Source organism: Comamonas sp. 7D-2, assembly GCF_022749555.1.
Taxonomy (GTDB): Bacteria; Pseudomonadota; Gammaproteobacteria; order Burkholderiales; family Burkholderiaceae_C; genus Comamonas; species Comamonas thiooxydans.
In genome coordinates this window covers 4,133,900-4,147,577 of the sequence record NZ_CP094238.1, presented here as the reverse complement: position 1 = coordinate 4,147,577, position 13,678 = coordinate 4,133,900, and the positions used below count along the sequence as shown (strand labels likewise).

At 62.9% G+C, this 13,678-nt stretch carries 12 protein-coding genes; 6 read left to right on the top strand and 6 right to left on the bottom strand.

Annotation, left to right across the window (positions count from 1 at the left end):
* The first annotated feature begins 80 nt into the window (after window positions 1-80).
* From MPZ60_RS19005 to MPZ60_RS18995, 3 genes are all read left to right on the top strand, one after another.
* Window positions 81-1,238, top strand: a complete 1,158-nt coding sequence (locus MPZ60_RS19005) for a BMP family ABC transporter substrate-binding protein (RefSeq protein ID WP_034353641.1) — start codon at window positions 81-83, stop codon at window positions 1,236-1,238.
* A 181-nt stretch (window positions 1,239-1,419) separates the two neighbouring features.
* Window positions 1,420-2,394 (top strand): aromatic ring-hydroxylating dioxygenase subunit alpha, encoded by a 975-nt coding sequence (locus MPZ60_RS19000; protein WP_034353638.1) that lies wholly within the window; start codon window positions 1,420-1,422, stop codon window positions 2,392-2,394.
* 186 nt (window positions 2,395-2,580) lie between these two features.
* Complete coding sequence (locus MPZ60_RS18995) at window positions 2,581-3,624, top strand: adenosine deaminase (RefSeq protein WP_034353635.1); 1,044 nt, start codon at window positions 2,581-2,583, stop codon at window positions 3,622-3,624.
* 105 nt (window positions 3,625-3,729) lie between these two features.
* Here the strand turns inward: MPZ60_RS18995 and MPZ60_RS18990 are convergent, their stop codons facing one another.
* The 3 genes from MPZ60_RS18990 to glaH all read right to left on the bottom strand — a co-directional run bounded on the left by MPZ60_RS18990 (window position 3,730) and on the right by glaH (window position 6,488).
* A complete protein-coding gene (locus MPZ60_RS18990) occupies window positions 3,730-4,170 on the bottom strand; it encodes an HIT family protein (RefSeq protein ID WP_034353633.1) in 441 nt (146 codons plus the stop codon).
* 52 nt (window positions 4,171-4,222) lie between these two features.
* A complete protein-coding gene (locus MPZ60_RS18985) occupies window positions 4,223-5,464 on the bottom strand; it encodes an alpha-hydroxy acid oxidase (protein ID WP_034353629.1) in 1,242 nt (413 codons plus the stop codon).
* A gap of 100 nt (window positions 5,465-5,564) precedes the next feature.
* On the bottom strand, window positions 5,565-6,488 hold the full coding sequence (gene glaH / locus MPZ60_RS18980) for a glutarate dioxygenase GlaH (RefSeq protein WP_034353626.1): 924 nt from the start codon (window positions 6,486-6,488) through the stop codon (window positions 5,565-5,567).
* 104 nt (window positions 6,489-6,592) lie between these two features.
* Between glaH and MPZ60_RS18975 the strand changes: the two genes are divergently transcribed.
* From MPZ60_RS18975 to dcd, 3 genes are all read left to right on the top strand, one after another.
* On the top strand, window positions 6,593-7,489 hold the full coding sequence (locus MPZ60_RS18975) for a LysR family transcriptional regulator (protein WP_242882027.1): 897 nt from the start codon (window positions 6,593-6,595) through the stop codon (window positions 7,487-7,489).
* A gap of 242 nt (window positions 7,490-7,731) precedes the next feature.
* Complete coding sequence (guaD, locus tag MPZ60_RS18970; protein ID WP_012839483.1) at window positions 7,732-9,024, top strand: guanine deaminase; 1,293 nt, start codon at window positions 7,732-7,734, stop codon at window positions 9,022-9,024.
* A 63-nt stretch (window positions 9,025-9,087) separates the two neighbouring features.
* Window positions 9,088-9,654 (top strand): dCTP deaminase, encoded by a 567-nt coding sequence (gene dcd, locus MPZ60_RS18965; protein WP_003052512.1) that lies wholly within the window; start codon window positions 9,088-9,090, stop codon window positions 9,652-9,654.
* Window positions 9,655-9,731: 77 nt separating this feature from the next.
* Here dcd and nadB read toward each other — a convergent pair whose 3' ends face one another.
* The 3 genes from nadB to MPZ60_RS18950 all read right to left on the bottom strand — a co-directional run bounded on the left by nadB (window position 9,732) and on the right by MPZ60_RS18950 (window position 13,580).
* Window positions 9,732-11,258, bottom strand: a complete 1,527-nt coding sequence (gene nadB, locus MPZ60_RS18960) for an L-aspartate oxidase (protein ID WP_034353622.1) — start codon at window positions 11,256-11,258, stop codon at window positions 9,732-9,734.
* 15 nt (window positions 11,259-11,273) lie between these two features.
* The gene (gene nadA, locus MPZ60_RS18955; RefSeq protein WP_034353738.1) at window positions 11,274-12,407 is read right to left on the bottom strand and encodes a quinolinate synthase NadA; all 1,134 of its coding nucleotides are present in this window, start codon (window positions 12,405-12,407) and stop codon (window positions 11,274-11,276) included.
* Between the two features lie 213 nt (window positions 12,408-12,620).
* The gene (locus tag MPZ60_RS18950; protein WP_034353619.1) at window positions 12,621-13,580 is read right to left on the bottom strand and encodes a delta(1)-pyrroline-2-carboxylate reductase family protein; all 960 of its coding nucleotides are present in this window, start codon (window positions 13,578-13,580) and stop codon (window positions 12,621-12,623) included.
* Between the last annotated feature and the right edge of the window lie 98 nt (window positions 13,581-13,678).

Sequence of the window (13,678 nt, the reverse complement as noted above, 5' to 3'; positions counted from 1 at the left end):
TTGCCCAAGGTGTAACCGGTATCCATGGGCCTGCGCTCCTGTCGGTTTCAAACCTCACTCTTTGTTCCAAGGAAACTTTAATGACTGATTTGCACAAGCGTTCATTGATCAAGGTCGCCGCACTGACGGCTATTGCCTCGGCCGCTCTCGTGGGCTGCGGCAAGAAGGAAGAAGCAGCTGCGCCGGCAGCAGCCCCCGCTGCCGCTCCTGCGGCCGCTGCTCCGGAACCTCTGAAGATTGCTTTTGCTTATGTCGGCCCGGTGGGCGACGGTGGTTGGTCCTTTGCCCATGACCAGGCCCGCAAAGCCCTGGAAAAAGAGTTCGGTGACAAGATCAAGACCAGCTATGTGGAGAGCGTGCCCGAAGGTGCCGATGCCGAGCGCGTGCTGCGCGACATGGCTTCACAGGGTAACAAGCTGGTGTTCGGTACCACCTTCGGCTATATGGACGTGATCCAGAAGCTGGCCCCCGAATTTGCCGATGTGAAGTGGGAACACGCCACCGGCTACAAGACCGCCGCCAATGTCAGCACCTATGACAGCCGCACTTACGAAGGTGCCTATCTGGCCGGCATCATTGCCGGTGGCATGACCAAGTCCAACACCCTGGGCGTGGTGGGCTCGGTGCCTATTCCCGAAGTGATCCGCAATATCAACAGCTTCACCCTGGGCGCCCAGTCCGTGAATCCCAAGATCAAGACCAAGGTGGTCTGGGTCAACGAATGGTTCAGCCCTCCCAAGGAGACCGAAGCTGCGACCAGCCTGATCAACGGCGGCGCCGACATCCTGTTCCAGAACACCGATTCGCCGGCGGTGCTGAAGACGGCCGAGGAAAAGGGCAAGCGTGCCTTCGGCTGGGATTCGGACATGACGGCCTATGGTCCCAAGGCTCACCTGGGCTCGTCCATCATCAACTGGGCGCCTTACTACATCGACTCCACCCGCAGCGCGCTGGAAGGAAAGTGGAGCAGCCGCCAGACCTGGTGGGGCGTCAAGGAAGGCGTGATCGACATCGTTTCACTGGCTGACGACATTCCTGCCGAGCTCAAGGCAAAGGTTGAGGACGTGAAAAAGGGACTGAAGGAAGGTACATTCACCATCTGGAAGGGCCCTATCACCGGCCAGGACGGCAAGGAACTGATCGCTGCCGACAAGGTTGCCGATGACGGTTTCCTCAAAGGCATCAATTTCTACGTCAAGGGCGTGGAAGGCAAAGTGCCCGGCGGCGACGCCAAGTAAGCACTGCGGATCAGGCATCGCGCCGCCTCGTCGCACCGATTGCGGCCTGTGGCGCATGTCTTCAAGGCAGACCCCGGGTTTGCCGGGTAGTGTTGGCTGTTAGCAGTCGTCCAGACACGACTTGCAGCGACAGGGCCGCCGCAGAGCGGCCCTTTGTATTTCGATAATGACGAGTATCCCCATGACTGAACGTACCCTCTGGCATCCTGTTGCCCAATCCTCCGAGGTGGTGAGCGCGCCGTTTTCCGTGCTGCTGCTGGAACAGCCGCTGGTGCTGTGGCGCAATACCGAGGGACTGGTGCAGTCCTTTGTGGATCGCTGCCCGCATCGCGGTGCACGCCTGTCCATGGGGCGCGTGGAGAACGGACATCTGGAGTGCCCCTATCACGGCTGGCAATTCTCCTCCGGTGGCCAATGCGTGAAAGTGCCCGCCGTGCCCGATTTCACTCCCCCCGCATCGCAGCGCGTGCAGGCCTTCGAGGTGCAGGAAGCCTACGGACTGATCTGGGTGCGCCTGGAGTCTTCCGACAGCCAGCTGCCCGTGTTCGCGGCCGAGGCGGATGAACATCTGCGCAAGGTGAACTGCGGGCCTTACGATGTGGCAGCCAGTGCGCCGCGCATCATCGAGAACTTCCTCGACATGTCCCACTTCGGCTTTGTGCACGAAGGCTGGCTGGGCAGCCGTGACGCCACGGCCATTGCCACTTACAAGGTGGAGAGCACCTCCACCGGCGTGCTGGCGACAGGCTGCAAGGCCGTGCAGCCCCAGTCCAATCTGCACTCCACCCAGGCGGCCGAGGTGGAGTACACCTATGAGGTGACCGCCGCCTACACCGCCGTGCTGACTAAGATTCCCGAAGAGGGCAGCTCCAAGCAGGGCTGGCGTGAGCAGATCGGCCTGTTCATCTGCCCTGTCACTCCCGAAACCAGCCGCGTCTGGTTCCGTCTGGCGGTCGCGGACTTCGAATCGACCGATGAGCAGTTGCAGACCTTCCAGCACACCATCTTTGTGCAGGACCAGCCTGTGCTGGAGTCGCAGCTGCCCAAGGCCCTGCCGCTGGATCCGCGCGCAGAAATGCACTCGGCGGCCGACCGCATGTCGTCGGCTTATCGCCGTTTCCTGAAGGCCCAGGAGATCGCCTTCGGAACCTGCTGAGACAGGCCTGAGAGGCTTTGCCGCCTGCCCCGGCTTGGCGTCCATGCGGCTCGCCGGGAGGCCGCGCCAAGGGCTTGTGGCCGCCAAGCCGAAGTCACAGACTCGTCGGGGCTGGCCATATGGCTTGAGCTGCGCCGGTTTGATAGGCTAGACATTGAATGGCGCGTAGCGCCAAGGAGAATAAAGATGAACACCGTGCCTGCCGTAGATGTTTCCCGTCTGCCGGAGCTGCTGCGAGCCATGCCCAAGGCCGAACTGCATATGCATATCGAGGGTTCGCTGGAGCCCGAACTGATTTTTGCGCTGGCGCAGCGCAACAAGGTGGCTCTGGCCTATGACAGCGTGGAAGCTCTGCGCGCGGCCTATGCCTTTACCGATCTGCAGAGCTTTCTGGACATCTATTACGCGGGTGCCAGCGTGCTGCTGCACGAGCAGGACTTCTACGACATGGCGCGCGCCTATCTGGACCGCGCCGTGGCCGACAATGTGGTGCACACGGAAATCTTCTTTGACCCGCAGACCCACACCGAGCGTGGCGTGGCCATGGAGACCGTCATCAACGGTCTTTACCGCGCCTGCCGCGATGCGCAGATCGAGCAGGGCATTTCCTCCTCGCTGATCCTGAGCTTTCTGCGCCATCTGAGCGAAGAAAGCGCCCTGCAGACGCTGGAGGCCGCGCTGCCGCTGCGTGACCGCTTCATCGGCGTGGGGCTGGACAGCAGCGAGCTGGGCAATCCGCCCGAAAAGTTCGCCCGCGTTTTTGCGCGCTGCAAGCAACTGGGCCTGCACCTGGTGGCCCATGCCGGGGAGGAGGGGCCGCCTGCCTATATCTGGGGTGCTCTTGATGTGCTGAATGTGGAGCGCATCGACCATGGCGTGCAGTCAGAGCAGGATGCGCTGCTGATGCAGAGGCTGGTCAAGGAGCAGATACCGCTGACGGTCTGCCCTTTGTCCAATCTCAAGCTCTGCGTGATCAAGGACCTGGCCGATCACAATTTGCCGCGCCTGCTGGCGGCCGGGCTCAAGGTCATGATCAACTCGGACGACCCTGCCTATTTCGGCGGCTATGTCAACGAAAACTACACCCAGCTATTTGCTGCCACGGGCATGGGCGCGCCCGAGGCCTACCAGCTGGCGCGCAACAGCCTGGAAGCGAGCTTTGCCAGCGAGGCGCAGAAGGCCGAGTGGATTGCAAAGCTGGATGCAATATTCGCGCAATTTTCGGCTTAAAAATAGGAGCTTCTAGCGCTTGCTATATGTGGATTTCAGATGGTTTTCTATCTGAAATCTATGAATATCAAGCGCTGACAGCTCTTTTTTTATCAGTGGCTTGCTTCAGGAAAGCTGGGCCTTGATGCGCTCAGCCAACTCTCCCAGTGCCGCAAAGCCAGGCTCCTCGCGCTTCCAGACCACGGACAGGCCATCGCCCTCGAAACGCGGCAGCACATGCAGATGAAAGTGGAACACCGTCTGCCCCGCAGGCGCGCCATTGGCCTGGAAGATATTGATGCCGTCTGGATCGAAAGCCTTGTTCACCGCAGCCGCCACGCGCTGGGCCGTCTGCATCACCGCGCCGGCTTCCTCGGGCGTCAGCTCCAGCAGATTGACGGCATGGCGCTTGCTGGCTACCAGCACATGGCCGCGCGTGGCCTGGCCGATGTCCATGAAGGCGATGGTCAGATCGTCCTCATAGACCTTGGCCGATGGAATCTCCCCTTTGACGAGCTTGCAGAAAATGCACTCGCCAGGGGGCGAGTGGTCTACAAACATGGGCATGACGCTCTCCTTTTTTATGGTTCAAGCGTTCTATCTTAGAGGCTGAGCGGTTTCAGCCCCGCGTCGCGCGCAGGCAGTCGCTGGTGATCTCGGCCATGGAGGTCGCGCCCAGCATGGCCATATTGCGGTCCACTTCGTCGCGCAGCAAGGTGATGGCGTGGTCCACGCCCTGTGCACCGCCAACTGCGGCTGCGTACATGAAGGGGCGGCCCAGAAACACCATGCGCGCGCCCAGGGCCACGGCCTTGAGCACATCGCTGCCGCGGCGAATGCCGCTGTCCATCATCACGGCCGTGCGGTGGCCCACGCGGTCCACCACATAGGGCAGCATCTGCAGCGGCGCGACCACGCCGTCGAGCTGACGGCCGCCATGGTTGGAGACCACGATGCCTTGCGCACCGATATCGGTGGCCATCACGGCATCGTCTTCGTTGAGGATGCCCTTGATGACGAGGTTGCCTTTCCAGCGCTGGCGAATGCGTTCGATGTTCTTCCAGTTCAGGTGATCACGGCCCGAGGTGTCGCGGATGGCGGTACCCGACAGCAAAGGCGCGCCGCGCGTGGCAAACGAATTCTCGAAGTGCGGCATGCCGTGGTTGATCAGCGTGCGCAGCATGGTGCCCACCATCCAGCGCGGGCGGGTGATGCCGTCATAGGCCAGGCGAAGCGAAGGGCGCAGCGGCATGGAGAAACCGGTGCGCACATTGTTTTCGCGGTTGGCCCAGACGGGGATGTCCACGGTGATGACCAGGGTGCCGAAGCCTGCGGCTTCGATGCGGTCGATCAGGCCGTCGATGCGCGTGGTGTCGCCGGGCAGATAGGCCTGGAACCAGGTAGACGGTGCGGCCTTGGCTACATCTTCCATGGGGATCAGCGAGGTGCCGCTCATGATGGCGGGAATGCGGTTGGCAGCCGCCGTCTGTGCCAGCACCAGATCGCCACGGTAGGCATTGATGGCGCTGATGCCCACGGGGGCCACGCCGAATGGCGAGTCCCAGGTCTGGCCGAACAGCTCGACCTTCTGGTTGCGCTGCGACACATCCACCATGACCCTGGAGCTGAAGCCGTATTGCTGGAAGCTGTCACGGTTGGCCTGCAGCGAGACGCAGTCTTCAGCCGCGCCGGAGACATAGCCAAACAAGGGACGGGGCAGGTGCTTGCGTGCGGCGGCCTCGAAGTCATGCAGCGACAGAATGTTCTGCAGATGACGGGGAAGCCCTGCGCGTTGGCCGTAGGCGGCTTGCGCTTTGGGGGCGGAGGCTGCGTTTGCAGCAGGGGCTTGTGACGATGCCATGGTAGGGCGCCTCGGGAGCGAAATTCAGGGGTTTAACTGGCTGCGCCCCCGCACACTTGCGGTGCACGGGGGCGTGACAGAAACATCAGGTGTTCAAGGTTTACTGAGCGAATGTACCGCGCTGACGCATCAGCTCGCGGTGCAGTTGCTCGTTACGCTCGAACGGTGCGCGACCATGCACATAGAAGTAGTTGTTCAGAACCACCAGGTCGCCAGCGGGCAGGCTGACGGTGCGGGTGCCGGGCGAATTTTCCATCGATTCGGACAGGTTCTGCAGATATTCGGCTTCGGCGTCGTTGGCGGGCTGCACGAACTGGTCGATAAAGGAGATCGACAGGCCGAACTCGCCGTGGAAGAACACGGGGCGTTCCACGCGCTCGTTCACGTTCTTGGAGCCCGGGGCCTTGTACAGCAGGGGCTTGGCGCCCAGCGGGTCCTGTACGAAGCAGTCCAGCTCGCTCCAGTCGTCCAGGTGCAGAAAGCGCGACTCGCCGCCCACGGCGTTCTGCTCGTCGAACTTCATCATCAGCAGCCAGTCGGTGGCTTCGGTCACGAAGGTGCCGTCGGTGTGCATGGTGAACAGACGATAGGCCTGGCGCAGATAGGAGTCGCTGGCGTCGGTGTGCTTGACCAGGAAACGTGCGTAGTACTTGTTGGACATGGAGTCGTGGTTGGCCGGGCCCAGGATATGGCCGATGGCGGTGCCGAACTTCACGTAGTCGTCGCTATCCTGGCTAACGCCTTCCAGACCGAGAACAAAGCCGCCATGCTTGCGGTCCTTGATGATGTTCACCAGGGTCTCGCCAAAGTCGGCACCCATGTGGGCCTTCAGGCGGCGTGCCAGATGAAAGCGCATGAAAGGCACGTACTCGAGGTTCTGCACGTCGATATCGCGCACATCGGCCAGGAAGGCATTCAGGGCTTCGGTGTTCAGGGTCAGCTTCAGCAGGCGGGGATGCTCGGGGTGAGCGGCGATCTCGTAGGCGGCAGGCTGAATCAGTTGCTGGGGGGTAGTAGCGTTCATGGTGGGCGGGTACTTCAATCAGGAATGGTGTGATTGAACACCTCTTGTTTGATACGATCTACGGGGTCAAATGCATTTTTTGATAAGAATTTCAGATTAAATCCATGCTCAGCTACCGCCAACTAGAGCACTTCGTCACCGTGGCCCAGGAGCTGCATTTCTCGCGTGCCGCCGACAAGCTGGGCGTGGCCCAGTCCGCAGTCAGCGTGCAGGTGCAGCAACTGGAGCAGCAGCTGGGCGTGCGCCTGTTGCAGCGCAACAAGCGCAAGCCCATCACGCTGACCGATGCGGGCGAGCTGCTTTATGACGAAGCCGTGGCCGTGCTGCGCCATATGGAGCGGGCCCAGCAGATTGGGCAGCTGGCGGCCCAGGGCATGAGCGGCCATGTCAAGCTGGGCTATATCTCCTCGTCCGTCACATCGGGTGTGTTGGCGCGCATGCTCACGCAGTTCCGACCCGGCCATGAGCAGGTGCACATGCAGGTGCTGGCCATGGAGACGCCGCGCCAGTTGCAGGCGCTGCAGCAGGGCGAGATCGATGCCGGTCTGCTGCGGCCGCGCCGTCGCTACCCCGAGGGGGTCAAGGCGGTCATCGTGCACAGCGAGCCCTTCATGGTGGCACTGGCCGAGAACCACCCGCTGGCACGCCATGAGTCCATCAGCGAGGCCGATCTGCGCGGCCAGACCTTTATTGCGCCGCAGTTCATCAACGAAAGCGAAGGCTTTGCCGAGGTGTTGGCGCGGCTGGCCGAGACGGCCGGGTTTTCGGCTCGCGAGGCCTATCGCGTCAACGACTTCGTCACGGCGACTAGCCTGGCTGCTGCCGGGTATGGCATTGTGGTGCTGCCCGAGTCGAACCGCCTGCTCAATCAGCCGGGCGTGGCCTTCAGGCCGCTGCGCGACTTCAAGGAAAACGTGCACATGGCACTGGCCTACCGCGAGCGAGAGAACTCGCCCGCGGTGCGAGCCTTTTTGGCCGTGGCCAGAAGCTGCGCCGCCTAGTTACGCGGCGGCGGGCAGGGCGGTGTTGCAGCGCCGGGTTTCGGGTGTTTAACTACCTAAAGTGATAGCTGCTATCGCTTGCTGATATTGGTTTTTTGATATGAATTGCATTGAATTCAATGCATGAAAAGCGCAACAAGCTTTGTTATTGATAGCGCAAACCCTGGCCTGCGCGCAGCCGTATAGCCTCTATAAGCGCTGCCGTGTTCCGCAGGCAAGATCGGGCGCGTAAGCTCTGGTCCATGAAAATCTATCGTAGTGCCCTGCTGCGCTTCGCCGATGACGGCCAAGCGGTTTATGACTCCGACGCCTTGCTGGCGATTGCTCCCGATGCCGCGGGTGTGCAGCGCGTGGTGGCTGCGGGCAGCTGGCAGGCGCTGGCCGACCAGTACCTTGAGCGCGAAGGCGTGCAAGTCATTCACCTGCCCGGCAAGCTGCTGGCACCGGGCTTTGTCGACCTGCATATCCACTACCCGCAGACCGATGTGATCGGCGCGCCGGCCCCGGGCCTGCTGCCCTGGCTGGAGAACTACACCTTCCCGCACGAGTCGCGTTTCCATGATCGCGAATATGCCGATGGCGTGGCCGATTTCTTCATGAACGAGTTGCTGCGCAACGGCGTGACCACGGCGCTGGCCTTTGCGACTTCGCATCCGGCATCGGTGGACGCCATCATGACGGCTGCGCAAAAGCGCAGCATGCGCATGATTGCCGGCAAGGTACTGCAGGACCGCAACAGCCCCGACGGTGTGCGCGACGACACCGAGCAAGGCCTGATCGACACCGAAACCCTGATCCAGCGCTGGCATGGCGTGGACCGCCTGGGCTATGCGATCACGCCGCGCTTCGCGCCCACCAGCACGCCCGAGCAGCTGCGCGGTGCGGGCGAGCTGGCAGCCAGGTACGGCGATGTCTGGATCCAGTCCCATGTAGCCGAGAACCTTGACGAAATTGCCTGGGTCAAGGAGCTGTTCCCCGCCGCGCGCAGCTATCTGGCCGTCTACGACGACTTCGGCCTGATGCGCGAGCGCGCCGTCTATGCGCACAGCATCTGGCTCGATGAAACCGACCGCCAGCTCATGCATGACACGCGTTCGGCGGCGGCCATCAGCCCGACCAGCAACCAGTTTCTGGCCAGCGGCTATTTCGACTACCTCAAGGCCGACCAGGCCGGCATGCTCTATGGCCTGGCCAGCGATGTGGGCGGCGGCATGAGCTTCTCGCCGTTTCGCACCATGCAGGCCGCCTATGTGGTGGGGCGCGAGAGCCATGCCAAGCAGGGCCAGAGCCTGTCGCCGCAAAACCTGTGGTGGCAGCACACGGCAGGCGCTGCGCGTGCGCTGGGCCTGCAGGGCGTGATCGGCAATCTGCAGCCCGGCTGCGAGGCCGACCTGGTCGTCATCAACCCCGGCTGCACGCCGCTGCTGGCGCGCAAGACGGCCCAGGCGCGCAATCTGGACGAGCTGCTGTTTGCCATGATCATCCTCGGAGATGACCGCCTGATTGAGCAAACCATTGTTTCTCAAGCAAAATAGCGGTCTTGCGCTTGATTTGTGAGCGCACAACGCTATGAAAAATCAAGCGATACAGGATTTCTAATGAGCATCAAGAGCGACAAATGGATCCGTCAGATGGCGGAGCAGCACGGCATGATCGAGCCTTTCGAGCCTGGCCAGGTGCGCCAGGTCGACGGCAAGAAGATCATCAGCTACGGCACCTCGAGCTATGGTTACGACATCCGCTGCGCCCGCGAATTCAAGGTCTTCACGAATATCCACAGCACGGTGGTGGACCCCAAGAATTTTGACGAGAAGAGCTTTGTCGACTTCGAGGGTGACTATTGCATCATCCCGCCCAACAGCTTTGCACTGGCCCGCACGGTGGAGTACTTCCGCATCCCGCGCGACGTGCTGACCGTCTGCCTGGGCAAGAGCACTTATGCGCGCTGCGGCATCATCGTCAACGTGACGCCCTTCGAGCCCGAGTGGGAGGGCTATGTGACGCTGGAGTTCTCCAACACCACGCCGCTGCCGGCCAAGATCTATGCGGGCGAAGGCTGCGCCCAGGTGCTGTTCTTCCAGGGCGACGAGCAATGCGAAGTCAGCTACAAGGACCGCAACGGCAAGTACCAGGGCCAGCATGGCGTGACCCTGCCCAAGGCCTGAGGCCTGTTGCTCCGCCAAAAAAGCCCGCTGCGGATACAGCGGGCTTTTTTGCTTTCCAGGATGGCTGCTGGGCGGGATCAGGCGGCTGCTGCTTCGAGGGCCGGCCAATCCAGATTGCAGTGCGCGCCCACGCTGGCATGGCGCTGCAGCGCCGCGTCCACCATCAGGCTGCACAGGGCCAACTGGTTGCGCAGTGCAGGGTCGACACCGCGCCATTGAGCGCGCCACAGCACCAGTTGCTTGGCCGCTGCAATCAGGCTATGGTTGCTGCGCACAATGCCCACGTTGTGCAGCATGAGCTGCTGCAGCAATTGGCGCATCTCCTGCTGGCTTTCAGCGCTCAGGCTCTTGCCGGGCTTGCGCTGCCTGCCAGGAATAGCCGCGGGCTTGTGCAAGGGCTGCTCGGCCATGCGCAGCGCGGCAGACCTGCCCATGACCACGCACTCCAGCAAGGAGTTGCTGGCCAGACGGTTGGCGCCATGCAGGCCGGTGCGGGCCACCTCGCCAATCGCCCATAGCCCGGCCACGGCAGTGCGGCCGTCCACATGGGCCTGTACACCGCCGCAGGCATAGTGGGCACAGGGCGCAACAGGGATGGGCTGGGTGGCAATGTCTATGCCGTACGCAGCGCACAGTGCCATGACGCCGGGGAAATGCTGCTCCAGCCAGTCGCGGCTGCGGTGTGTGATGTCCAGCAGCACATGGGGCAGCTGGTGGGCACGCATCTCGCGGTCGATGGCGCGGGCCACGATGTCGCGTGGCGCCAGTTCAGCGCGTGGGTCGTGGCGCAGCATGAAGCGTTCGCCGGGCTGGCCTTGTCGGTCCGGCAGGCAAAGCAAGGCTCCTTCGCCGCGCAGCGCTTCCGAGACCAGGCCCACGGACCGGCCGCCCACCTGCAAGGCCGTGGGGTGGAACTGCATGAATTCCAGGTCGCGCACGACACAGCCCGCGCGCCAGGCCATGGCAATGCCGTCGCCGGTCGCCGTGGCCGGGTTGGTGGTGCTGGGGTAGATCTGGCCCATGCCGCCCGTGGCCAGCACGGTATGGCTGGCCAGCATAGGCTGCTGCTGGCCATCGGCATTGCGCACGTTGGCACCCACGCAGCGCTGCTGCACGTCCAGCAGCAGTTCCATGGCGGTGCAATGCTGCAGCAAGGTGATGTGCTTCAGATGCCGGCAGGCTTGTAGCAGGGTCTGGTGCACGGCCTGCCCGGTGCGGTCGGCCGCATGCACAATGCGCCGGGCGCTGTGGCCGCCTTCGCGCGTCAGGTGCAGGCGGCCGTCTGCATCGGTGCTGAAGGGCACACCCAGGGCCTGCAGCCAGGCGATAGCCTGGGGGCCTTGCTCCAGGATGCGGCGCACGGCGCCTTCGTCGCAGAGGCCGGCGCCGGCGACCAGCGTGTCTTGAACATGGGCTTCCAGGCTGTCGGCAGGGTCCAGCACAGCGGCAACGCCGCCTTGGGCCCAGGCGCTGGCGCATTCGTCGGCACTGCTTTTGCTGAGCACGGTGATGCGCAGTGTGTTGGGCAGACTGAGTGCCAGCGTCAGGCCGGCAAGTCCAGAGCCGATGATGAGCACATCGCTGCAAGTCTGAGATTGGGGCATGATGCTTGTCCTCTCTCAGGCCGGACCGAAGTTCTGGAACAGGGCCGCGTCGCGTTCCAGCTCGCCACTGGCGCGTACCGGCTGGCGCTGGGCAGCGGCAAAATCCAGCATGCTCTGTATGGGCTTGCGGGCGGCCAGACCCAGCATCGCGTCAAGCTCTATGGCACCGCTGCCTTGCAGCAGGGTCCGCTCCACGCCCTGCAGGCTGTTCATGGCCATCCAGGGGCAGAAGGCGCAGCTTTTGCAGCTGCCGCCCGTGCCCGCCGTCGGGGCAGGCAGAAAGCGCTTGCCCGGATAGCGCTGGCGCATGTCGTGAAGAATGCCCTGGTCGGTGGCGACGATAAAGGTGTCGGTGGGCAGTCTGCCCACGGCGGCGATCAGCTGGGTGGTGGAGCCCACCACATCGGCCAGCGCAGTGACGGCGGCCGGCGATTCGGGGTGAACCAGAATCGCGGCCTCGGGGTGGGCATTGGCCAGGGCCTGCAGCTCGTCGGCCTTGAATTCGTCATGGACCACGCAACTGCCCTGCCACAACAGCATGTCGGCACCGGTCTGTTGCTGGATGTGGCTGCCCAGGTGGCGGTCGGGTGCCCAGAGGATTTTCTCGCCGCGCGCGTGCAGGGCGGCTACGATGTCCTGTCCTACCGACGAGGTGACCACCCAGTCGGCCCGGGCTTTGACGGCAGCGCTGGTGTTGGCATAGACGACCACGGTGCGGTCGGGGTGGGCGTCGCAGAAGCGGCTGAACTCGTCGGCCGGGCAGCCCAGGTCCAGAGAGCAGGTGGCATCGCCGTCGGGCATGAGCACGGTCTTCTCGGGGCTGAGGATTTTTGCGGTCTCGCCCATGAAGCGCACGCCGGCCACGATCAGGGTCTTGGCGGGATGGTTGGCACCAAAGCGCGCCATCTCCAGGGAGTCGCCCACGCAGCCGCCGGTATCGCGTGCGAGGTCCTGCAATGCACCGTCCACATAGTAGTGGGCGACCATGACGGCATTGCGTTCCTTGAGAAGAGCCTTGATGCGCTGCGCCGTCTCGCGCTGCTGCTGGCGGTCTTGCTGGGGCAGCACCCTGGCCCAGGCCTGGCCTGTGCTGCACTGGCTGCTGCTGCCCGGTGCGGGCTGGTCGAATTCCACGGTTCTGATCGTCATCGTCTCCATCCTGAGTTGCGCTGTTAAATATTTATACTCAATCTGAGTATTATTAAAACCGCTTTTTTTGAATTTGTCACCGGGGAGACAAATTAGGCTGGATGGCGTTGCTTTTCAGCGCAGTCAGTGCTTGGGAAGACAATCCAGAGCATGGATGGATCGCTTATTCAGCAATGACTTGATGCTTCTGAAAAATGAGCAAATGGAAGATGCTCAGGTGGGTTGCCTGAGCAGGTGCTGGCGCAGGGCCAGGCGGGTGGCGGCCAAATCCCAGCCGCCCCAGCCGCAGGATTTGAAGAGTACAGGCTTCGTGGAGCGCGACCAGTCCTGATGCACCACGGCGGCCAGCGTGGGCAGGGTGTCGACCTCGATGCCGGCCTGCAGCAGGTCGCCGGCCTCGTGCGCAGCATCGGCGGTGTCGACGACGATCTGGCCCTGGTGCAGAAAGCGCCGGCACAACTCGGGATCCAGCTCCACCATTTGCGGCGTGAAGGCGCCGACAGCGCAGACAAAGGCATCGGGTCTTGCCGCCTCATGCAGCACCACGGCCTGCGCGGGCGTGCAGGTCACAATCAGCGGGCAGTGCCGGGCGGCTTCCTCCAGGTCGTCGGTGATGCGCGCATGCAGACCCAGGTCGCGGGCCTGGTCTGCAAGCCGCTGCGCGCTGCTGGCACTGCGCGAGTGAATCCAGACCTCCTGCGTGCCAAGGCCCTGAGCAAAAGCCTGCATATGGGCGCTGCCCTGCACGCCGGCGCCGACGATGAGCAGGGCGCCTTGAGGCCTGGGGGCCAGGCGGCGCGCTGCCAGCAGCGATACGGCTGCGGTGCGTCTGGCCGTGACGGTGGGGCCGTCCAGAATCAGTTGACGCACTCCGGTCGCTGCATCAAAAACCACGATATCGCCCTGAATGGTAGGTCTGCCCATCCGGGCATTGCCTGGCGTGAAACTGATGAGCTTGGTCATGACCACCTGGCCATCGGTGGCCGGCATGCAGAACAGGCAATTGCCCGCAGCCGTCGGCATGACGATGCGTGGCGGAACCGAGACACTGCAACTGTTTTGCAGCTGGCGCAAAAGTGCTTCGATCTCGTCGGCCAGGGCGGACCATGGCAGCAGTGCGGCAGTGGCGCGGGCGTCCAGAGACGCTGTCGAGGGCTGGGTCTGGGCATTCATGGGCAGTCGTATGGGGGCAGCGGACAAGCTTCTGAGCTTACAGAATTGCAAGCCCGGCCCGGTGTTGACCGACAGAATGTCGCAGCACGAACGCTTCT